This is a genomic window from Corynebacterium fournieri, from assembly GCF_030408775.1.
GTDB classification, from domain to species: Bacteria; Actinomycetota; Actinomycetes; order Mycobacteriales; family Mycobacteriaceae; genus Corynebacterium; species Corynebacterium fournieri.
In genome coordinates this window covers 508509-528501 of record NZ_CP047210.1, presented here as the reverse complement: position 1 = coordinate 528501, position 19993 = coordinate 508509, and the positions used below count along the sequence as shown (strand labels likewise).

The 19993-nt window shown below is 67.0% G+C and carries 21 protein-coding genes; 6 read left to right on the top strand and 15 right to left on the bottom strand.

The genetic code is table 11. The annotated features are described in order from the left end of the window. Window positions 1-102: 102 nt before the first annotated feature. The 6 genes from CFOUR_RS02575 to CFOUR_RS02550 form a co-directional block, all read right to left on the bottom strand. Window positions 103-729: a ComF family protein gene (locus tag CFOUR_RS02575; protein ID WP_085957742.1), complete on the bottom strand. Its 627-nt coding sequence runs from the start codon at window positions 727-729 to the stop codon at window positions 103-105. Window positions 730-756: 27 nt separating this feature from the next. Then, entirely contained in the window at window positions 757-2466 is a 1710-nt protein-coding gene (lpqB, locus tag CFOUR_RS02570; RefSeq protein ID WP_085957741.1) for an MtrAB system accessory lipoprotein LpqB, read from the bottom strand. After that, window positions 2453-4030 carry an MtrAB system histidine kinase MtrB gene (gene mtrB, locus CFOUR_RS02565; RefSeq protein WP_085958449.1) on the bottom strand — a complete coding sequence of 526 codons (1578 nt, stop codon included), beginning with the start codon at window positions 4028-4030 and terminating at the stop codon, window positions 2453-2455. The genes lpqB and mtrB overlap by 14 nt, the downstream gene beginning before the upstream one ends. A 105-nt stretch (window positions 4031-4135) precedes the next feature. Continuing rightward, window positions 4136-4819 carry an MtrAB system response regulator MtrA gene (mtrA, locus tag CFOUR_RS02560; RefSeq protein WP_085957740.1) on the bottom strand — a complete coding sequence of 228 codons (684 nt, stop codon included), beginning with the start codon at window positions 4817-4819 and terminating at the stop codon, window positions 4136-4138. A gap of 45 nt (window positions 4820-4864) precedes the next feature. Then, window positions 4865-5473 (bottom strand): dTMP kinase, encoded by a 609-nt coding sequence (locus tag CFOUR_RS02555; protein ID WP_085957739.1) that lies wholly within the window; start codon window positions 5471-5473, stop codon window positions 4865-4867. 4 nt (window positions 5474-5477) lie between these two features. After that, the gene (locus CFOUR_RS02550; RefSeq protein ID WP_085957738.1) at window positions 5478-5828 is read right to left on the bottom strand and encodes a DUF4259 domain-containing protein; all 351 of its coding nucleotides are present in this window, start codon (window positions 5826-5828) and stop codon (window positions 5478-5480) included. 222 nt (window positions 5829-6050) lie between these two features. Between CFOUR_RS02550 and CFOUR_RS02545 the strand changes: the two genes are divergently transcribed. Next, window positions 6051-7064, top strand: a complete 1014-nt coding sequence (locus CFOUR_RS02545; RefSeq protein WP_143339014.1) for a hypothetical protein — start codon at window positions 6051-6053, stop codon at window positions 7062-7064. Window positions 7065-7073: 9 nt separating this feature from the next. Here the strand turns inward: CFOUR_RS02545 and manA are convergent, their stop codons facing one another. From manA to CFOUR_RS02525, 4 genes are read right to left on the bottom strand one after another with little or no spacing between them, the layout of a single operon-like run. Continuing rightward, window positions 7074-8252, bottom strand: a complete 1179-nt coding sequence (gene manA / locus CFOUR_RS02540; RefSeq protein ID WP_085957736.1) for a mannose-6-phosphate isomerase, class I — start codon at window positions 8250-8252, stop codon at window positions 7074-7076. A 10-nt stretch (window positions 8253-8262) separates the two neighbouring features. Further along, the gene (locus CFOUR_RS02535; protein WP_290179849.1) at window positions 8263-9261 is read right to left on the bottom strand and encodes a hypothetical protein; all 999 of its coding nucleotides are present in this window, start codon (window positions 9259-9261) and stop codon (window positions 8263-8265) included. Window positions 9262-9282: 21 nt separating this feature from the next. After that, window positions 9283-10659, bottom strand: coding sequence for a phosphomannomutase/phosphoglucomutase (locus tag CFOUR_RS02530; protein ID WP_085957735.1), 1377 nt, complete (start codon window positions 10657-10659; stop codon window positions 9283-9285). Window positions 10660-10717: 58 nt separating this feature from the next. Further along, window positions 10718-11257, bottom strand: a complete 540-nt coding sequence (locus CFOUR_RS02525; RefSeq protein WP_085957734.1) for a DUF3499 domain-containing protein — start codon at window positions 11255-11257, stop codon at window positions 10718-10720. Between the two features lie 93 nt (window positions 11258-11350). Between CFOUR_RS02525 and CFOUR_RS02520 the strand changes: the two genes are divergently transcribed. Continuing rightward, the gene (locus tag CFOUR_RS02520; RefSeq protein ID WP_085957733.1) at window positions 11351-11824 is read left to right on the top strand and encodes a metallopeptidase family protein; all 474 of its coding nucleotides are present in this window, start codon (window positions 11351-11353) and stop codon (window positions 11822-11824) included. Between the two features lie 21 nt (window positions 11825-11845). On the opposite strand, the gene CFOUR_RS02515 is transcribed toward CFOUR_RS02520, so the two are convergent. From CFOUR_RS02515 to CFOUR_RS02505, 3 genes are all read right to left on the bottom strand, one after another. Continuing rightward, window positions 11846-12094 carry a WhiB family transcriptional regulator gene (locus CFOUR_RS02515; protein ID WP_171194374.1) on the bottom strand — a complete coding sequence of 83 codons (249 nt, stop codon included), beginning with the start codon at window positions 12092-12094 and terminating at the stop codon, window positions 11846-11848. A 328-nt stretch (window positions 12095-12422) separates the two neighbouring features. Then, window positions 12423-13541 carry a mannose-1-phosphate guanylyltransferase gene (gene manB / locus CFOUR_RS02510; protein WP_085957730.1) on the bottom strand — a complete coding sequence of 373 codons (1119 nt, stop codon included), beginning with the start codon at window positions 13539-13541 and terminating at the stop codon, window positions 12423-12425. Window positions 13542-13595: 54 nt separating this feature from the next. After that, window positions 13596-14534 carry a glycosyltransferase family 2 protein gene (locus CFOUR_RS02505; protein ID WP_085957729.1) on the bottom strand — a complete coding sequence of 313 codons (939 nt, stop codon included), beginning with the start codon at window positions 14532-14534 and terminating at the stop codon, window positions 13596-13598. Between the two features lie 99 nt (window positions 14535-14633). Between CFOUR_RS02505 and CFOUR_RS02500 the strand changes: the two genes are divergently transcribed. The 4 genes from CFOUR_RS02500 to CFOUR_RS02485 all read left to right on the top strand — a co-directional run bounded on the left by CFOUR_RS02500 (window position 14634) and on the right by CFOUR_RS02485 (window position 19008). Next, complete coding sequence (locus tag CFOUR_RS02500) at window positions 14634-16226, top strand: LCP family protein (RefSeq protein WP_085957728.1); 1593 nt, start codon at window positions 14634-14636, stop codon at window positions 16224-16226. A 123-nt stretch (window positions 16227-16349) separates the two neighbouring features. Next, complete coding sequence (locus CFOUR_RS02495) at window positions 16350-17960, top strand: AbgT family transporter (protein WP_085957727.1); 1611 nt, start codon at window positions 16350-16352, stop codon at window positions 17958-17960. 27 nt (window positions 17961-17987) lie between these two features. Further along, a complete protein-coding gene (locus CFOUR_RS02490; RefSeq protein WP_085957726.1) occupies window positions 17988-18647 on the top strand; it encodes a TIGR03089 family protein in 660 nt (219 codons plus the stop codon). Between the two features lie 58 nt (window positions 18648-18705). Then, window positions 18706-19008, top strand: a complete 303-nt coding sequence (locus CFOUR_RS02485; protein WP_290179845.1) for a hypothetical protein — start codon at window positions 18706-18708, stop codon at window positions 19006-19008. A gap of 31 nt (window positions 19009-19039) precedes the next feature. Here the strand turns inward: CFOUR_RS02485 and CFOUR_RS02480 are convergent, their stop codons facing one another. Further along, window positions 19040-19450 carry a YdcF family protein gene (locus tag CFOUR_RS02480; protein ID WP_230471896.1) on the bottom strand — a complete coding sequence of 137 codons (411 nt, stop codon included), beginning with the start codon at window positions 19448-19450 and terminating at the stop codon, window positions 19040-19042. A gap of 49 nt (window positions 19451-19499) precedes the next feature. Then, a complete protein-coding gene (purE, locus tag CFOUR_RS02475; protein ID WP_085958447.1) occupies window positions 19500-19976 on the bottom strand; it encodes a 5-(carboxyamino)imidazole ribonucleotide mutase in 477 nt (158 codons plus the stop codon). Window positions 19977-19993 lie beyond the last annotated feature (17 nt).

The following is a 19993-nucleotide window of genomic DNA, read 5'->3' as shown; positions in this document are numbered from 1 at the left end:
TGCGTCCTCCCTTGCGGTAGTAGGAACTGTGTCCACCACCACCATACAACTGGTTATGACCAATTCCGTCGGTTTCGGTGAAAGTATGCGCAAAACCACCCTTTAAGCCGCGCACAGCGTCACACAGGCGGCCACGTCTGCGCCCCGGGAGAGCAATACAGCGGTGCTGGCTTGCAGTGTCGCACCCGTGGTGACCACGTCGTCGACCACCACAATCCGTCCTTTCGGCACCCCGGTGATGCGCACGCGCCCGGCCAGGTTGCTGCGCCGCGACGCCTCGTCCAGGCCGGACTGGTCGGCCGCGCGCGGGTCGAGCGCCAGCACGGCCGTGACTGCCCGCCCGCTTGCCCGGCACACCTGCTCCACGGGGTCCCCGCCGCGGGCACGGGCGGATCTCGCTCGTGTCGGCGCGGGCACGAGCACCGCCTGGTCCGGAATCTCACCGCGCGCCTCCAGGTAGTCCAGCGCGGCGGCAAGCACGGCGCCGACGTGGCGGCGCACCGCCAGATGGTTGCGCTCCTTCATAGCCAAGATCACGCCGCGGTGCGGGTCCGCGTAGGGCCCGAGGGCGAACACCGGGGCGTGCGGGGCTGTTTTGGGAAAAACTCGCTGCGGCGGGGCGGCCAAGCCGCGCCGGCACGCGCTGCACAGCAGCTCCCCCGGCCGGCGGCATCCCGCGCACCAGCGCGGCAGCAGCAGCTCACTCGTTTGCGCGAACACGTCCCCCATGTGCCATCCCCCTTCCCGAATGGGAGGTTAGCGCGAGGTGATCGGCAGCGCACGCACACCCTCTAGGCCCGGCACCTCCCGCCAGATCGGGTTGTCGGCGCCGGACGCGGGCACTTGCAGCAAGGCGTTGGCGTCGGTGACGTACAGCGTGCTCGGGGAGGCGGCTACCGCCACCACCGGCGCGGAGATGTTGCCCGCGGACATGGCGGTCATGGAGGAGCCGTCTTGTTCCACGCGCATCACCGGCGTGGAGGTGGTTGTGCCCACCAGCAGCGAGCCGTCCGGGCTCCACTCGGCGGAGATGACGCTGCCGGCCAGCTCTTGGGCGTACTCGTAGACGTTGACGACGGAGCGCTCGCCGGAGGTCTGCCGGCGCACTATGCCCGTGTAGAGGTGACCGTCGATGACCATCACCACCCGAGTGCCGGTTCGCGACAGCCGCAGCACCGAGATGTTGCCGTTGACACCTTCCGGCAACTCCACCTTCACCTCGCCGGTGGTCAAGCTGTCGGTGGCCGCGGACTGTACCGTGCGCAAGATCCGCTTGCCGTCGGCCACCGCCCACACCGCCGAGGCATCCGGCTCGAAAGTGGGGCGGGTGAACGTACCCGCTCGCATGACCTCCGACTCCCGGCCACCGAAGGTGCCGACACGGAAGATGTCGTCCGCCGCGTCGCCGGGTGCGCCGAACACGGCCGCCCATTCGCCGTCGCCGGCAATATCGACTGACGTGACGTCGGACGCGGAACCGAGGCTGCCTTCCACCGCCTGCGTCGACTCCGCCCCGACGCGCACCACTTTGCCCCCGGTCAACGCATACAGCGTGGTTTCGCCGACCGATTCCACGATCGGGCTCGCGGCGATGAAGTCGTCGGTGTCGAGGCTGTCCGCGCCGTCGATAAGCATCTCACCGTCCGCCTTGAGCACGTACGGCCCGGTCACGCCCGCGGTGGCGAGTGTCCAAACCACCTGCGCGGCGAAGCGGGCGCGCTCTTCCTGGCTGACCCCGGAAAAGCCGGTGAAGGTGTAAGCGCCGTCCTGCTCGCCGGTGTAGGACACGCTCGACGGCAGCGAACCTGTCAGCGCCGGCCGCAGACGCTCCGACGGGCCCTCCATGAGCAGCCCGATCAGGTCGCTGGCCAACGTCTCGCGCTGCGAATGCACCCAGCGGCGGTCCGTGACCAACTCACGGTCGTCCGCGTCGAAGAAGTACAGGTTGTAGGGCTGGTATTGATTTCGCAGCTCCGTGCGCTCGAGCACCACCCCTTCGGGCAGGGAGGTGATGCGCCACTGTCCGTCCACCATCTCCATGTCGATCGTGGCTTCGTACGTGCCGCGCTCCGGAGAGTAAGACCCGCCCTGCCGGATCGCGCCCACCACGTGCCCGTGCACCGAGTAGCTGCGCTGCCCCACCGACGAGCCCGGCAGGGTGGTCATGCCGATGTTGTCTACCACCAGCTTTTGCCCGTTGGGGTCCCAGGCCGCCGCGGCCGCGTCTGTCAGGTAGGCGCGCGCCGCTTCGTAGTCCGCATCCGAGCGCGCGGAAGCGGCGTAGAAGTCGCGCAGCAACAGGTCGGGTTCTTGCCCGTCTTTCGGCCCGGCCGCCTGCGTCTCAGTCTCCGAGGGGGAAAAGGTGCGGATCACGTGCGGCGCCGAGTTCGTCGGCAGCGAGGCACATCCGGCCGCGGCCATGGTCGTCGCCGCCACCAGGCAGGCAAGGGTTTTACGCGCGCGCATCGCTATCCTCCTGAAGCGTTTGCTTATCGACGTCCTCCGGTTCGCCGCTCGCCCCGTCTCCAGCGCTCCCGCCTGCTTCGGCCGCGTCCGCCTCGGCCGCGTCAACGACGTCGGCTTGGTCCGCCCGCGGGGCCTCGAGCGGCAGCGGAGCCTCAGTGAACCCGGCTTCGACGTCGCGCGGCAGCACGAGACGGAACTGCGAGCCCACACCGAACTCGCCGACCGCGTCCAGCACGCCGCCGTGCAGCTGCGCGTCCTCGCGCGCGATGGCCAGCCCGAGCCCTGTGCCACCGGAGTGGCGCTTGCGGGATTTGTCCGCGCGCCAGAAACGGTTGAACACCAGCTCGTCCTCGCCGGGCTTGAGCCCCACGCCGCCGTCGGTCACGGTGATCGCCACCGCCTCGTCGTTCGAGCGCATCCGCACCGTGACGGGGTTGCCCTCAGAGTGGTCGATGGCATTGGCGATGAGGTTGCGCACCACCCGTTCGATGCGGCGGGCATCCCCCTTAAGCATCTGCGGCTCGTCGGGAATGTCGAAGATGACGTCGACGTCGAGCTCCTCGGCCAAGTGCTGCGTTTGCTGCCAGGCGGACTCCACCGGCTGGCGCGCGTCCACGTTCGCCTCGGACAGCTCGGCCACGCCGGCGTCGTGGCGGGAGATCTCCAGCAGGTCGTTGAGCAGGGCCTCGAACCTGTCCAGCTCCGTCGTCATCAGCTGGGAGGCGCGCCTGGTGGCGGGCTCGAGCGAATCCTCGTTCGCCGCGATCATGTCGGCCGCCATGCGCACGGTGGTCAGCGGCGTGCGCAGCTCGTGCGAGACGTCCGAGGTGAACTGGCGCTGCAGGGAGCCGTACTCCTCCAGGTTCGCAATCTGCTTGCTCAGCGTATCGGCCATGTCGTTGAAGGACATGGCCAACACGGCCATCTCGTCCTCGCCGTCGACAGGCATGCGCTCGCGCAGGTGTCCGGACGCGAAGCGCTGCGCCGTGCGGGAAGCGGAACGCACCGGCCCGACAATCTGCTGGGAAGCCAGCCAAGAAATGCCCATCAAAAGCACCACCACAATCACCGCGGCAGAGGCCAAAATGCCCCGCATCAGCGCAACCGTGGAGGCCTCACTTTGCATGTTCATGACCAGGTACAGGCGCAGGTTCGGCACCTCTGCGTCGGTGGGGGTGCCCACAATCAACGCGTCGTAGGCGGAGCCGTCCGGCCGTTCCACAGTGGCAAACTGGTACGCCACGTTGCCGTGCGCGACGTAGTCGCCCAAGCGCTGCGGAATCTGGTACGCCTCCGGCGAGGAGGTGACCTGGCCGTTGGGGGATTCGACCACCAGTACCGGCTCGTAAAAGCTCGACGAGTCTCCGCTTTCCTGGGCGCGCTGCGTCAGCCCGGCGCGCGCGGAGTTCAACCGGGCCTGCAGGGAAGCAGACGTCCCCGAGCTGGTCAGCTGGTACTCCACCGTTGTGCGAGCGCGCTCAATTTCTACGGTGGCCGTTTCAATCTTGGCGGCGGTGATGCGGTCGGTGACCACGGAGGCCAGCGCGAAACCGAGCACCGACATCACGACCGTGGACACCAGCAGCACTGTGCCCACGAAGCGCACCTGCAGCCTCGTGGACCAGGCGTGCCGCACACGGTCGCGAACACGACGTATGGCGTCCAGGTGCTACACCTCCGCCTTGCCGGTCTTGTATCCCACACCGCGCACGGTGAGGATGATCTCCGGGTTTTCGGGGTCGTGCTCGATTTTGGAGCGCAGACGCTGCACGTGCACGTTGACCAGGCGGGTATCGGAGGCGTTGCGGTAGCCCCATACGGATTCCAGCAGCTGTTCGCGCGAGTGCACCTGGTTGGGCTTGCGCGCCATTTCCACGAGCAAGTCGAACTCCAGCGGCGTCAGCTGGATCTCTTCGCTGCCGCGGGTGACCGTGTGCTGAGGCACGTCCACGGTCAGATCGCCGACCTCCAGCACGTCCGCCGGAGACTCGTCCGTGCGGCGCAGCCGGGCGCGGATGCGGGCGACGAGCTCCTTCGGTTTGAACGGTTTAGTGATGTAGTCGTCCGCACCGGACTCCAGGCCCAGCACCACATCCACCGTGTCCGTTTTCGCGGTCAACATGACAATCGGCACCGCAGACTCCTTGCGGATCTCGCGGCAGATGTCGATGCCGTTCATCCCCGGCAGCATCAGGTCCAGCAGGATCAGTTCCGGGTCGAAGGAGCGGAAGGCGGACACCGCCTCAGCGCCGTCCGTGACGGAGCTGGTTTGGAAACCCTCAGCCTCCAGCACGATGGTCAACATTTCGTTGATCGCCGGGTCGTCGTCCACCACGAGGATCCTCGGGGCCATGCGTCCTCCTCTTTCAGTCACGCACTTTTTGCACCGCGCCTGCGTCTATGGCGCCAGTTCACTCACTGCCTGCATGATAACCGCCGGATCCGACGTGCGAAGCCACTGGCTCGCCCAGCTTTGCCGCGCCAGCTCCACGTAGGCCTCGAACGTTGCTGCCTGCAGCGCCGCGTCGCGCTCGTAGCGGTCGCGGGCGCGCGTCGCGTCCTGCTCCTCGCGGGCCTCTGCGCGCTCGCGCGCGACGTCCGGAGTGGTATCCACCAACACCTGCAGGTCCGGCTTGGGCAGGGCGAGCTTTTCAAATTCCAGCTCGTAGACCCACTTCACCGCCGCTGGATCCCCTGTGCGGGCGCTGGTGTAGGCCGCGTTCGAGGCGACGTAGCGGTCCAAGATGATGATGCGGTCCGGGGCACCCGCGAAGCCGTCGAGAAGCTGCTTGGTCCCATGCCTGTCCAACGCGAACATGGTGGCCATGCCGAACGCGGAGTCCGTCAGATCGCCCATCCGTCCGTGCAGGGCGTCGTGCGCGAGCTGCGCATGGATGGACTCCTCGTAGCGGGGAAAAGCCAACGTCTGCGCCCCGAAGCGCTCCTTGACCGCGGTGACGAGCGTGTTCTTGCCCGCGCCGTCGATACCTTCTACTGCAACGATCATGCGGTTAGGCCAGCGCCTCGAGGAACTGCTCCAGATCCACGTCCGTGTCCGCTTCCTCGAGCACAGCGGCAGCGGACTCCGTCAGCTGCTCGTCCATCTCGTCCGGCCGCTCCCGGATAAACGGGTAGGTCTCTGCGATCTCGCCCGCAGAAAACGGCGCGCCCGCCCAGATCGCGGCAATAGTCGCAGCCGCTTGGCCGTTGAGCAGCTCGTCCTCAGACGGGTCCTGCTTGGCGGCGAGGAGAACCGCGTCGCGGACTGCCTCAAACACCTCCTCGAAATCGAGGTCAACCAGCTCGTCAAGGAAATCGTTGTTGGTGTCGACCGTGAAAATCTGCTCGTCCCACGTACTCACTGCGGCGCTCCTTCCGTTGGTGCGCGGGCGGGCGCCCACGCGAAGTATTTCCACCATCTGTATACGGCATAACGCCGCTGCGGGGCGGAGGAACGCACACCCCAATACCACTGAGGGGGTTCCAATCTTCACGATTGCGTGCTATAAACAGTGCTACTAACCCAAACGTTATAAAGTTGTAATGAATTCGAGGGGCGAAAACGACCTCCGGGAGGAGCCACCGTGGAAGGGACGACACGCCGGGTAGCCGTGTTCTTCGGCGCAGGTGTACTACTCGCGGCCTTAGTCGGATTCACCGTGTGGGCCACCTCCTCGCCCGGCCAGCACAACCGCGCCGGATTCACCGCTGAAGCAGCGGGCACCACGGAGCCAAGCGCAGCTGAAACGACGTCGAGCCCGACTACCGCGACTGTCACCGAAAGCGAAACCCGCACGCACACTGTGCACAGCTCTGCACGCAACGCGGGTGCGACAGGCAACGGGGGTGCGGCGCAGGCGGAACCGGGGCCGGGCCGCGCGGGTGCAGCCATGCCGTCCGCTTACAAGGCGGAGTCCGACCCGTACCTGCCGCCGCACGCAGTCGTGGCACCGGCGGAAGGTCAGGCACAGCCTTCCCGCGTCTACCGTCCGTCCAACATCGTGCCCACCGCCGCGCCGAAGGCCGCCCAGCAGGGCAACCGTCAGGTGGAGGAGCCGGCAGGCGCACAGAACCCCACCACTGCCCGCTCCACGTCGCAGCCGACTCCTGGCAGCACGCCTGCGAAGGAGCCGCAGAACAGCGAAACCGCGCAGCCGAGCAGCTCCGTCACCCCGACGCCGGGTGGTTCTGCAACCCAGCCGTCCGAAAGCGTCGAGCCTGCGCACACCCCCGCACCGGAGCCGTCGAAGCGGGAGGAGTCCTCGCAGCAGGAGGATGGCTCGGCAAACGAGCCGGGCAGCACCGAGCAAAGCTCCCAGCCCGAGCCGGCGGGCGAGATCCCCGCTGAGCAACCGCAAGCTAACGCCGCGGCGCAAAGCGCTCCCCAAGGGCCGGAAGGTACGCTTGCTGAGACCGTGCCGGAAGCGGCCGCAGCCGAACCGAGTCAAGCCCCGCCAGCCTCTCAGGCTCCCGACGCAGCCCCCGCGGGCCCGACGCGAGTGGCCGGCAAGGAAGACGTCGCGGGCTACCCGCAGGAAAACGGCGGCATCACCCCACGCGATGTCTTTGACAAGATCACCGGGATCAGGCCCCAGTAGCGCGCGGCTCTAGACCGTCGCGACGAATACTTCGGCCGCGCCGTCCGCGATAAGTTCGCTCGTCCCCTCGTTGGCCGGGACCCACGCAGCGTGGCCCTGCGTCAGGGTGAAATCCCCGGCGCGCACCGTGCCGGACGTGCACAACACGATCGCAGGGCCGTCGTCGTCGAGGTGCAGCGCTTCGCCATGGTCAAGCGTGTGCATGCGCACCGCGAAACTGTCCACCGGCAGCTGGAACTCCACGCCGCCATGAGACGGGGCAGTTGCCGCGCGCGGATTTTCCAGCGTGCTGAAGTCCAGCACGCGCACAAGCTCCGGCACATCGACGTGCTTGGTGGTCAGGCCGCCGCGCAACACATTGTCGGAATTGGCCATCACCTCCACGCCCAAGCCGGACAGGTAAGCGTGCAGCTGACCTGCGCGCAAGAACGCCGCTTCGCCCGGCTCGAGCGTGAGCACGTTGAGCAGCAGCGCCGCCAGCACTCCAACGTCGCCCGGGTACGCCTCGTTGAGCTCGAGGAAGACGCCTGCCGACTCCAGCATCCACGCGGGGTGAGAAGGATCGTCCACGAGGTTTCGCGCCGCCCGCTCCACGGAGCTGATCAGCTCCGTGCGCGGTTGGTGCGGCAGTGAAATCAGGGTGGTAAACAGCGCCCGCAGGTCCCCCTCCCCTTCTGTGGGCAGCAAGGTGGCGTAGCGGTCCAGCTCGGGGCTGCCCAGCGCGGCGAAGAACGCGGCGGTGTCTTCCACAGGGCGGAACCCGGCGAGCGCGCGGAACTGCGTCAGCGCCACAATCAGTTCCGGCTTGTGGTTCGGGTCTTTGTAGTTGCGGTTCGGGCTGTTGAGCTCGATGCCCTCAGCGTTTTCCCGCGCGTAGCCCTCCTGCGCCTGCTCCAGAGACGGGTGGGCCTGGATGCTCAGCGGCGCGGCTGCCGCCAGCAGCTTCACCAGAAACGGCAGCTGGTCGCCGTGCTGCTTCTGCACGCGGGCGCCGAGTGCCGCCGCCGGATCGTCCGCGATCGCGGCGTCGAGGCCCCGCCCGTCCACCGTTGCCGGTGCCGCGGGGTGCGCGCCGAACCAGAGCTCGGCCTGCGGCTGCTGGCTGGGCGAGGGCTCGCCGCGCAGCTGCGGGATCAAAGTGCGCGAACCCCACGGGTAGGGGCGCAGAGCTCCTTCGAGGTGCTCCATGACTCTCCTTCTACTCCTCCGTGTCGGCGTCGGGCGCATCGGCGGAAAGCGCCGTCGCCGCGTACGCCCGTGCGAGCAAACGCACCGCGCGGACAGCCGAATCGGTTGCGTCCGTTTCCACGGACTCGGTCCGGCTTCCCGCTGGGACCACCGGATCGGTGGCCTCGCACGACCAAACAACGGTTGTTAAACCTACCAGTTCTGCCGGACCATCGAGGTAGGGGTCGTAGAAGATATCGCCCGGCCGAGCACCCGCATTGCCCTCCTGAGCACGCTCGACGGCGTGCGGCAGCTCGTGGGCGCCTACCGCGCTCGAGGCAATGCCGTGCGTCGACCACACCGCGGCGGCCAGCTCGGCGACCGCCTCGCCTGCGCGCCCGAAGCCGGTGTGCAGCACTCGGGCGCCCTCGGCGTGCGCCCGAAGCTGGCGGGCGGCGTTGACCGCGATGTCGCGGCGCGGGGAAACACCTTCGAGTTCCGCGTCCACTTCCGCCGCGAGTAGCTCGAAGCGCTCGGCCACCATCTCTGCAGGTTGGTGCAGGCCAGAAAGCACCGCGCCCACCGCCGCACAGGTGCGCAGCGGCGAAGCGCCGGAGGTGTCGGGCAGGGCGGGGATGACGGTGGTGGCATTCGGTGCGTCGTCAAGCAACGGCCCCTGCTTCGGACCGGCCACAACCGTTTCTGCGCCGCGATCCGCGGCGGTGATCAGGCCGCGCAGGCAATCCTCGTGCTGCGCGTTCTCGCCGACGACGACCACGACGTCCAGTGGCCCGACGTAGCCGGGCAACACGTCTGCGATCACCACCGGGACCTGCAGCGGTGCGGCAAACGTGCACACCGCGCGGGCCGCGGCGGCCGCGACCTGGTCGGTGGCCAGCACCACCACGCTGCGCGGGTCGAGGCCTCGCAAACCAGCGAGCGAGGCCGCAGCTTGGCCGACGGCGCGAATCTGCGCCCCCTCGTGCGCGACATCGAAAAACAGGGTGTCTTCCCGGGAAAGTCCGCTCATACCGCGCGAGCCTACTTGCGCTTACGCGCGGATGATGGCCAAAATCTCGCTCGTCAACGCGTCCACTTCCTCCTTCGTGGGCGCCTCCGCGTTCAGGCGCAGCAGTGGCTCGGTGTTGGAGGCGCGAACGTTGAACCAGGCCTTGGAGTCTTTCAGCTGCACGGTCACGCCGTCGAGCGTGTCCACGGTTTCAGCGCGGTCTGCGAACGCGTCCACCACCCGCTGGGTGGCGGCGGCCTGGTCGGCGACCTCGGAGTTGATCTCGCCGGAGGCGGCGTAGCGGTCGTACTCTTGCATCAGCGCGCTGAGCGGGCCGTCCTGCTCCGCCAGCGCCGCCAACACGTGCAGCGCGGCGACCAGGCCGGAGTCCGCGTTGAAGAACTCGGAGAAGTAGTAGTGGGCGGAGTGCTCGCCGCCGAACAGCGCGGAGTGCTGCGCCATCTGGGCCTTGATGTAGGAGTGGCCCACGCGCGTGCGCACAGCGGTGCCACCGTGTTCCTCAATGATCTCAGGCACCGCACGGGAGGTGATCAGGTTGTGGATGATCGTCGCACCCGGGTGTTGCGCCAGCGTGCGCGTGGCAATCAGCGCGGTGATCGCGGACGGGGAGACGGCCTCGCCGCGCTCGTCCACCACGAAGCAGCGGTCCGCATCCCCGTCGAAGGCCAGGCCGATGTCCGCACCCTGCTCCACCGTGAACTTCTGCAGGTCCACCAAGTTCTTCGGGTCCAGCGGGTTGGCCTCGTGGTTGGGGAAGGTGCCGTCGAGCTCGAAGTACAGCGGGCGGATGTCGATGTCTAGCTTGCCCAGCACCGCCGGCACCGTCATTCCGGCCATGCCGTTGGCCGCGTCCACCGCGACCACCAGCGTGCGCCCCGTCGGCACGGGCACCAGTTCGCGCAGGTAAGCGGCGTACTCGTCGAGGGCGTCATGCTTGTCGACGACCCCAGGTTCCCCACCAAAATCTGGCACCCCTTCAAGGATCATGCGGGCAATCTCACCCAAGCCCGTATCCGTGGACACCGGCGTGGCTCCGGCGCGGCACAGCTTGATGCCGTTGTACTGCGCCGGGTTGTGCGAGGCGGTGAACATCGCACCCGCGCAGCGCTGCGTGCCAGCCACGAAGTACAGCTCGTCCGTGGAGGTCAACCCCAGCAGTGTGACGTCGAGCCCCTGGCTGGCGGCACCCTCGGCGAACGCTTCCGAAAGCGACGGCGAAGACGGGCGCATGTCGTGCCCCACCGCAATGCGGGTCTCGCCTTCTTTTCGCAGGATGTGCGCGAAAGCGGCTCCCGCGACGCGGACGAAGTCCTCGTCGATGGTCTCCCCCACAACGCCGCGGACGTCGTACGCCTTAATCACGCTCTTCAGCGTCTCTGCAGTGTGCTCAATAGCCATGCGCGATATCTTATCGCGCCGGGTGCGCAGCGCCCGCTTACTCGCGCCTGCGTCGCGGCTACTCGCCGTCCTCGCGCAGCGCGTGCCTGCCGCGCGGTTGCTCATCCGGTTCTGTACCCGGGTCGGGTTGCGTGTCCGGGTCGGGCACGATGCGCAGGTGCGAACGGCGCGCGGCCTTGTGCGCCGCAATCTGGTCTTCGACGCGCTTGGTGCGGTGCACCGGGTGGTTCGAGGTTTCCGGGTTATTGAAGTCTTTGTCCGCGGAGTATTCGATCGGGTCCTGGCCGGTTTCCACCAGCCCGGTGGTCACGCGCCCCGCCTCGCGCACGGCTTCTGCGAGTGCGGTGATGTCGGTGTTCTCCTCGTCCAAGTCTCCCAAGTCATCGTCGTCGAGCTCGACGTGCTCGACGCGCACCAGCTCCCACCCCACCGGTGCAGTGATGTGGGCGGAGTGGCGCTCACACAGGTCCCACGCATGCGGGTCCGGGGTTGGTGCGAGCGGACCGATCACTGCCGTCGAATCCGCGTACGCGTAGATCAGCGTGGCCACAGCGGGCCGGCCGCACCCTGGGCGGCAACAACGGCGGTAAACATTCACGGCGCCAAGTCTAAACCCCAAGTTGAGATTTCGGCGACGCAACGCGGCGCGCCCACGCCAACGGCGCGGGGAAGCGCAATAGCATTGCCACCTATGAGCTCCACCGGCCCTTCACACGTGCAACCGGCCCGAAACCGCCACGGCCGGGGCGTGCGCGGCCCCATCCTGCCCGTGGGCGTGCCCCGCTACCGCACGCGCGCCAATGCCTTCGACCAGCTGGTCATCGACGCCTACGCCCCACTGCACAACCAGTACTTCACGGAACTGGCAGGGGTGGACTTGGCGGTGGACACCATTCCGCGCATGCGGCTCAGCCCCGACATGACGGTTTTTCCGGACGAGATCATCGCCGACGGGCCCGTACCGCTCGGGCGCGTGCTGCAGGCGGGCGTGGACAGGCGCGGCAACCCCACCCGCGCCCGCTTCGTGGTCTTCCGCATGCCCATCGAGCACCGCACCGCGAACACGCAAGAGCGGTCAGAACTCATCACCTGGGTTCTGACCGCTCTTGTAGCCAACTACCTCAACTTGGACCCGAGAATGATCGACCCGGGTTTCCCCTGGTAGACCATCCCCGGCCTTCGCCGATTAGCCGATCTGCTTTTTCAAGCGGCGACGCTCACGGTCCGAGAGCCCGCCCCAGATGCCGAAACGCTCGTCGTGCTCGAGTGCGTATTCCAGACACTCGTCACGCACAGCGCAGGCCTTGCAAATCCGCTTCGCCTCGCGGGTGGAGCCACCCTTCTCCGGGAAGAACGCCTCCGGATCGGTTTGGGCGCACAGCGCCTGATCCTGCCACTCCTGCTCGACGGCGCCGAACAACTCGTCGAGGGTCATCCCTCCTGCGGCCGCGCCGCGGAGGATGGCGTCCGTTTGGTTTTCCACGCCATTACCTTCCTTAGTTGCTTGTCGGTCGTATAAGAGTGGTGACCGCAGTTCCCGGGAAGCGGGCCCTGCGGATAACACTGCTGTGATTACACACCGCGACACTAAATAGCTGCAACCAGAATTCCGGAGTTTTCGCTCCCGCCGACCCATTTCCCACGTCGCCCGTCACACAAGTCACACGAGTCACAACGGGCGCTGATCGGGGGTAGATATAGGGGGTACTACATGTAGTACCCCTGCGATTTCAGGCAACTAATTGCCGGTTTTGGCGTGTCGCTTACGCGTCCGGGGAAAAACGCACTCCCGAATCCGGGATTTCCACGCCCGGCCACACACGCATGCCAGCCTGCAGCTCGCAGCGCGCGCCGATGCGGGCCCCCTCACCGATGACGCAATCCGTAACCCGCGCGTTCGCGCCAATCGTCGCGCCTGCGGCGATGATGGAGTTGCGCACCATGGCCCCCGGCTCGATGGTCACGCCGTCGAAGATCACCGAGTCGTCCACGCGCGATCCGGCGCCGATCTCGCAGCCGCGGCCCACAGCGGTGCCGCCCATGAGAATCACGCCGTGGGCAACGCCTGCGGATTCGTCCACAAGCGACTCGCCCGTACGCCCCTCCAGCAACGGCGAGTAGGCAATGCCACGCACCACGTCCGAGGACCCCTGAACAAAATCGTCCGGGCGGCCCATGTCGCGCCAGTAGGACGAGTCCACATGGCCGACCACCTTCGCACCCGACTCCAGAAGGCCCGGGAAGGTATCGCGCTCAACCGAGACCACCCGCCCAGCAGGAATCTGCTCAATCACGGAGCGTTTGAACACGTAGCAGCCCGCATTAATCTGGTCGGTCGGCGGATCCTCCGTCTTTTCCAAGAATGCCTGGACGTTGCCGTCCTCGTCCGTCGGTACCGAGCCGAACGCGCGCGGATCCGGCACGCGCACCAGGTGCAGAGTCACATCCGCGTCCTTATCCACGTGCGTGGTCGCGATGGCGGACAGGTCTGCGCCCGAGAGCACGTCGCCGTTAAACACCATGGCGTTGTCGTAGCGCAGCTTGTCGTAGACGTTGCGGATACCGCCGCCGGTGCCCAGCGCCTCTTCCTCTACGACGTACTCGATCTCCAAGCCGAACTCGGAACCGTCGCCGAAGTACTCCTCAAACACCTCAGCCTTGTACGACGTCCCCAGCACCACGTGGCGCATGCCCGCCTGGCGGATGCGCGCCAGCAAGTGCGCCAAAAACGGGTAGCCGGCTGTGGGCAGCATCGGCTTCGGAGTAGAAACCGTCAGCGGACGCAAGCGAGTGCCGCGCCCGCCGACCAGGATCACCGCATCCATTTCGGTGACTGCTCCGTCGGGCGCCTGAGTTGCGCCGTTGTGCTCCGAAGTTGCCATTGCCTGTCCTTTTCTTCTCGCTGATCTTCGATGTCCGGAGAGCGCCCGGATCGTCTATGTCTTAACCGCCCGGCGCGGCGAGCGCAGCCCGAGCTGGAAGGCGCCGCGCACTTTCAGCCCCAGCCACAACGCCCAACGCAGCGGCGCCTGCCACGCGTGCGGGTGCCGGTCGCGCTGGAAGCGGTAGGCCGACCCATGGTGCGCGGGCACCGTGACTTTGCGGAACTTCCCCGCCACGTGCCCTTGGTCGTGCAGGATGACTGACGACGGGCAGTACAGGTTGTCCCACCCCGCCCGGGAGAGCCGGTCGCCGAAGTCGATGTCCTCTAAGTACATGAAGTAGCGCTCGTCGAAACCGCCGATAGCGTCGAAGGCATCCCAGCGCACCAGCAGGCACGCCCCGGAGAGCCACCCTGCGGTGCGCTGGGCGTGCATGTTGGCGTTGGCCTGGTAGGCGCGGGAAAACGGGTTGCCAGGCCAGACGTCGTAAAGCACCGCATGCCCGATGCCCGTGGCAAGGCCGGGCACCTCGCGGGCGCTGGGGTAGGCGGACCCGTCCGCCTCTTCAATCCGCGGCCCCGCCGCACCCACGCGCAGGTCCGCGTCGATGCAGCGAAGCAGCTCGTCCACACTGCCCGGGCCGAACTCCACGTCCGGATTCACGATGAGGAAGTAGTCGCCGCGAATCGCCCCAGTGCGCCGACGCTGCGCGAGCGCTGCCACCGCCGCGTTGATGGCGGCACCGTAGCCGATGTTGCCGCCAGTGGAGAAGAACTCGACGTTGCCGTGCTCGGCGGCGGCGCGCTGCGGGGCCCCGTCAGTGGAGCCGTTGTCCGCGCAGACCAGCAGCACCTCTCCTGTAGACGCCGCATCGAGCGAGGCGATCAGGTGCGACAGATGCTCGCCGGGCGAATACGTCACCGTAATCACCGCCAGCGGCGCGTCAGAGGCGGTCGAGTTTGAAAAATCTGCGTTCACAATGGCTGGAATCATACCCACGGCAAAGGCTGAAAACGGTGTACGGCACAGGGCTAAACCAGTGTTTGGATGGGTTTGGCCGGGTTTGGACGGTGATGTCGTATACTTCCCCGCGTGACTGACCCCAACCGGCGCGCCCGCGACATCCAGGCGGCACCCTCGCGAACGCGCGACGTGTCGCAGTCCGGCCACCCGGTAGTCAAGGGTGTCCTAGCGGCGGTGTCCGCCCTGGCGCTGACTCTGTCAGGCGTGGGCTACTTCTCCGTCGGCCGCTTGGGCGGCCAACTTTCCGCCTCCGAGCTGGACGTGAGCTCGCAGAGCAGAACCAAAGGCAAGAAGGACGCCGACGCCCTTGACGGCGCGGTGGATATCCTGTTGGTCGGCTCGGATTCCCGCACCGACGCGCAGGGCAACCCGCTGAGCGAGGAAGAGCTCTCCCGCCTCAACGCCGGTGTGGCGGACGGCGAGATCAACACCGACACGATCATGGTCATCCGCGTACCCGAGGACGGTTCGAAGGCGACAGCCGTGTCCATCCCGCGCGACACGTACGTCCACGACGAGACATACGGCAACCTCAAGATCAACGGCGTGTATGGCGCTTATGCAGCGGACAAGCGCGAGGAGTTGATTGAAGAGCACGGCATGTCCGAAGGCCAGGAGCTGGAGCAGCAGGTTGCGCGCGCGGGCCAGGAAGGGCTTATCGACGCAGTGGCCAACCTCACCGGTGTGGAAGTCGACCACTTTGCACAGGTGGGCCTGCTCGGTTTCGTCCTGCTCACCGACGCAGTCGGCGGAGTGACCGTGTGTTTGAACAACGAGGTGAACGAGCCGCTGTCTGGCGCCCGCTTCCCCGCCGGAGTGCAAACGCTCAACGGCACCCAGGCACTGTCTTTCGTACGCCAGCGCCACGACCTGCCACGCGGCGATCTCGACCGCATCGTGCGCCAGCAGGTGTTCATGGCCTCCCTGGTGCGCAACATGCTCTCGGCGGGCACCTTGACCAACCCGGCTCGGCTGCGCGAGCTGGCCAACGCGGCGGAGCGCTCTGTCACCCTGGACAAGGGGTGGGACGTGGTCCGCTTCGCCCAGCAGCTTTCCGGGCTGGCTGGCGACAACGTCACCTTCACCACCATCCCGGTGACCTCCGTCAACGGTGTGGGCGACTACGGCGAGTCCATCATCACCGTTGATGTGCCCGAGGTGCACCGGTTCATGGAGGACACCGTGGAGGCCGACGACGGCTCCGAGGGCGAGAACTCGTCAACGGAGACGAGCTCCTCTTCTGCCGCAGATTCCTCCGTGTTCAGCGCCTACAACGTCACCGTGCTCAACGCCGGCGGCGTGCCGGGGCAGGCCGGCCGGGTGAGCGAGGAGCTGGGCAAGCAAGGCGTCGAGGTGGCCGAGGTGGCCAACGCCATGGAAGGGCTGTACGCCCAAAGCCAGGTGCTCGCGCCGGACGCGGACGACCCGGCGGCGCAGGAGCTCGCACAGCTGCTCGGCGGTGTGCCGGTGGTGGCCAACGCCACGCTCGAGCCCGGCAGCCTGATCGCGGTGGTCTCCTCGGACTACGCGGGTCCCGGAATGTTGACTGCTGAGGAAGCCGAGCAAGACGCCCCGGTTGGCACGCCTGGCGAGGACTTCGGCGCCGCCGAGATCGCGCCGGAGATCACCGCAGACGGCGACAGCCCGCGCTGCGTGAACTAACGGCGCGCAAGCCGCGCGCCCGCCCCGAACGCCCACCTGCGTTCCACGAGTTGGGAAACTTATTCCACGAATTTTTGCCGTACCGAAGGAATCCAGGTAGATGCTTTGGTAGAACCAGAGTGTATGACCAACACCACACGACCCAATCCGCAGCAAGATACGGCACAGCCCGCGAAACCTGGCGCTGCTGACCGTGTCTTGCACACCATTGAGAAGGCGGGAAACAAGCTCCCCGAGCCGTTCACCCTCTTCCTCCTGCTCTTTTTCATCACCGCGGTCATCTCCACGCTCATGGCCTGGTCCGGTGCGCAAGTGCAGGTCCCCGGCTCCGACGAGGTCAAGCCGATCCACGGCCTCTTCACCAAAGATGGTCTGGCGTGGTTCACGGTCAACCTCGGTGAAAACTACGTCGGCTTCCCGCCGCTGGTCTACGTCATGCCCATTATTTTGGCTGTGGGCATCGCGGAGCGCTCCGGGATGCTCTCCGCCCTCATCCGCCGCTTGTTCGGTTCCGCGAACAAAGCCATCCTGCCTTACGCGGTGGGGCTGATCGGCGTGTCCGCCTCCCTCATCGCCGACCCGGCATTCATTGTCATTCCGCCGCTGGCCGCGATGGTGTTCAAGGCCGCCGGCCGCCACCCGGTGGCCGGCTTGCTGGGCGGGTTCGCCTCCGTCGGCGCGGGCTACGCCACCTCGATTCTGCCCGGCTCGCTCGACGCGCTGTTCGCCGGCATCACCAACTCCGTGATGGAGGTGCTGCCCAGCCTGCAGGCCAACGAGGTCACCGTGATGTCCAACTACTGGTTCAACGTGGCCTCCGCATCCTTCCTCGGTTTTCTCGCCGGGCTGCTCATTGACAAGGTGTTGGAGCCGCGCCTAGTCAAGCAAGGTGTGCCCGCCGAGATCGCCAAGGGAGACCACGCCCCGGACTTGGACGACAAGGGCAACGAGATCACCGCGGAGCTCACCCCGGCGGAAAAGTGCGGCCTGGCCGCCACCCTGTGGGCCACGCTCTTGCTCACCGTCGTGGGCACCGCCGCCGTGCTGGTGCCTAATTCCCCGTGGCGCAACGAGGAGGGCACCTTCCTGCCGGACTCGCCGTTGATGGAGTCCTCCGTGTTCATCGTCGTGCTCTACTTCGTGGTCATGGGCCTGGTCTACGGCCGGGCAGCCGGCACCATCAAGCGGGTGACGGACGTGACCGAGATGATGGGCGAATCCATCAAGGAAATGACAGGGTTTCTCGTCCTCGCGTTCATCCTGGGCCAGTTCATCGCCCTGTTCAACTGGTCCGGCATCGGCGCCTGGACCGCGGTGAGGGGCGCGCAGGCGCTCGAGGCCGCCGGCATCGACGGCTTCGGCGCAATCCTCACCTTCGTCATCCTCGCGTCCTGCCTGAACCTGCTCATCACCTCCGGTTCCGCGCTCTGGACGCTCATGGCCGCGGTGTTCGTGCCCATGTTCGCGCTGCTCGGCTTCGATCCGGCGTTCATCCAGGCCGCGTACCGCCTGGGTGATTCCGCAACGCAGATCATCACCCCGCTCAACCCGTACATCATTGTCATTCTCACCCAGCTGCGCCGCTACGAACCCAAGGCCGGCATCGGCACCCTGATGTCGCGCCTGATCGTGTTCACCGTGTCGTTCTGGCTCTTCTGGGTGGTGCTGCTGTTCATCTGGTACCAGTTCGACCTGCCGCTGGGCCCCGGGGCGTCGATCATGCTGGCGTCGTAAAGCAATTGCCCCTTACGATGGGCGGGCATGAGCATGCTCGCACCATTGATGCAGACCGATCCCGCCGCACCGCGCTTGACCGTCTACGACGACGCGCGCGGCGTGCGCATGGATTTCTCGGCTCAGACGCTGGACAACTGGGCCAGCAAGGTGGCCAACATGCTGGACGAGGAATTCGAAATCGAGGGCGGCATCGCCATCGATCTGCCCGTGTCCTGGCAGGCGGCCGTCATCGCCATCGGCGCGTTCAACTCCTCGCGCACTCCGCTTATTGACGCCTCCGGCACCCCCTCCCCCGACGTCGTCTTCACCACTGTGGACGGCGCCGCCCGGTGGAGCGACGTGCCGGACTGCGTGGTCGTCTCCGACGACCCGTTCGGCCGCGGCGTGGTGGAAGCCGGCGGTGAACTGCCGGTCGGCACCGTCGACTTCGGCCCCACCGTGCGCTTCTACGGCGACGCCTACTTCGGCTCCTCCCCAGAGCTGAGTTCCTTTTCGGCCCCGGGCGTCGAGGCGGAGCGCTACCTCGTGCAGGACTGGCACACCACCGAAGAATTCGTCAGCTCCGTGCTCGCCCCAATCGCCGCGGGCGGTTCCGTGGTCGTCGTAGCGGGTCTGGTCTCCGCCGAGCGGCTGCAGGAGATCGCCGAGGCGGAAAAAGTCACCCGCTTCATTGACGGGCAGTAGCCCTCCATCGGCTATTCTGTGGCGGATATACCCGCCAACGCCGACGAAGGACCTGCCCATGCTCACCCGCTCCATCTCCCGCCGCGCCATCGCCCCCGCACTCGCTGTCGCCGTGGCGGCAGGCGGTTTCGCTCCGGCGGCCACCGCTGCACCGGCGGGCACCCCAAACACTCCGAACACTGCAGTCCAAAAGGCGTCCGGCCCGGGCAGCTCCGACTTCACCCAGGCGGAGGTGGATAACGCGAAGCGCTTCGCGGGCCTGCTCGCAGGCATCCTCGCCATCGTGGCTACCCTGGGCACCGCCGGCCTGTACTTCGCCGGCCCGCACCTGGGCATTCAGCTGCCCGGCGTGCAGAAGTAGGGGTCCCAGGGCTGCGGGTTCACCCCGGCGGCTACCGCCCAAAAACGCGGCGCACGAAACGCCGCCAAACCACCCGCGTGACGGAATGCGGCAGCGCCACCACTTCGCGCGCGTAGTTTTTCATCCGCGACGTCTCCGGCGTCGGCGCGGCAATCACGCGCACCGGAATGGCTAAGTGCCACGCCCACACCCGCGTGCGCGGGACGTGGAAACTGCTAGTGACCACAGTCAGGTACTCCGCTTCCGGGAACAGTGCCCGGGAGCGCTCCAGGTTTTCGTTGGTGGAGCGCGCCTGCGGCTCTTTAACTATCGACGCCTCCGGCACCCCGCGGGCCAGCAACCAGTCGGCCATCACCTCCGCCTCGCCGGAGCCGGACACCACCAACGGAGCTGGTGCGGCCTGCCAGACCTGCAGTGCTTTGCGCAGCCGGAATTCGAGCATGCGCGACGGGCGCCCGTCGATGATGCGGGCGCCCAAAACGACGATGGGGCTATTCACCCATCAGGCGCTGGCGCAGCGCCTCGTCTTTGCGCTCCACCTCGCTGGCCATGCGGGCCTGGTAGTCCACCATCTGGCGCTGCACCGACGGGTCGTCCGCCCCCAAGATGCGCGCGGCGAGCAGGCCCGCGTTTTTCGCGCCGCCGATGGACACGGTCGCGACCGGAACCCCGCCCGGCATCTGCACGATAGACAGCAGCGAATCCAGCCCGTCGAGGGTGTCCAGTGCGCGCGGGATGCCGATGACGGGCAGCGGCGTGGCTGCGGCGACCATGCCCGGCAGGTGAGCCGCACCGCCGGCGCAGGCGATGATCACCTTGAGTTCGCGGGTGTGGGCCTCCTTGGCGTAGGCCAGCATCTTCTCCGGCGTGCGGTGCGCGGAGACCACACCCACCTCGAACGGGATGCCGAACTCGGCGAGTACCTCCGCGGCCGGGGCAACGGTGTCCCAGTCCGAATCGGAGCCCATGATGATGCCAACTTGCG

Coding starts and splice junctions, on each gene's coding strand:
- CFOUR_RS02555 (WP_085957739.1), bottom strand. CDS start 5,473: ATGATCGTTGCAGTAGAAGGTATCGACGGCGCGGGCAAGAACACGCTC.
- manA (WP_085957736.1), bottom strand. CDS start 8,252: ATGGAGCACCTCGAAGGAGCTCTGCGCCCCTACCCGTGGGGTTCGCGC.
- CFOUR_RS02535 (WP_290179849.1), bottom strand. CDS start 9,261: ATGAGCGGACTTTCCCGGGAAGACACCCTGTTTTTCGATGTCGCGCAC.
- CFOUR_RS02495 (WP_085957727.1), top strand. CDS start 16,350: ATGACCAACACCACACGACCCAATCCGCAGCAAGATACGGCACAGCCC.
- CFOUR_RS02515 (WP_171194374.1), bottom strand. CDS start 12,094: ATGACCCTCGACGAGTTGTTCGGCGCCGTCGAGCAGGAGTGGCAGGAT.
- CFOUR_RS02480 (WP_230471896.1), bottom strand. CDS start 19,450: ATGCTCGAATTCCGGCTGCGCAAAGCACTGCAGGTCTGGCAGGCCGCA.
- CFOUR_RS02490 (WP_085957726.1), top strand. CDS start 17,988: ATGAGCATGCTCGCACCATTGATGCAGACCGATCCCGCCGCACCGCGC.
- CFOUR_RS02575 (WP_085957742.1), bottom strand. CDS start 729: ATGGGGGACGTGTTCGCGCAAACGAGTGAGCTGCTGCTGCCGCGCTGG.
- mtrB (WP_085958449.1), bottom strand. CDS start 4,030: ATGTCGGTGCTCGGTTTCGCGCTGGCCTCCGTGGTCACCGACCGCATC.
- manB (WP_085957730.1), bottom strand. CDS start 13,541: ATGGCAACTTCGGAGCACAACGGCGCAACTCAGGCGCCCGACGGAGCA.
- mtrA (WP_085957740.1), bottom strand. CDS start 4,819: ATGGCCCCGAGGATCCTCGTGGTGGACGACGACCCGGCGATCAACGAA.
- CFOUR_RS02505 (WP_085957729.1), bottom strand. CDS start 14,534: ATGATTCCAGCCATTGTGAACGCAGATTTTTCAAACTCGACCGCCTCT.
- CFOUR_RS02485 (WP_290179845.1), top strand. CDS start 18,706: ATGCTCACCCGCTCCATCTCCCGCCGCGCCATCGCCCCCGCACTCGCT.
- CFOUR_RS02520 (WP_085957733.1), top strand. CDS start 11,351: ATGAGCTCCACCGGCCCTTCACACGTGCAACCGGCCCGAAACCGCCAC.
- CFOUR_RS02530 (WP_085957735.1), bottom strand. CDS start 10,659: ATGGCTATTGAGCACACTGCAGAGACGCTGAAGAGCGTGATTAAGGCG.
- purE (WP_085958447.1), bottom strand. CDS start 19,976: ATGGGCTCCGATTCGGACTGGGACACCGTTGCCCCGGCCGCGGAGGTA.
- lpqB (WP_085957741.1), bottom strand. CDS start 2,466: ATGCGCGCGCGTAAAACCCTTGCCTGCCTGGTGGCGGCGACGACCATG.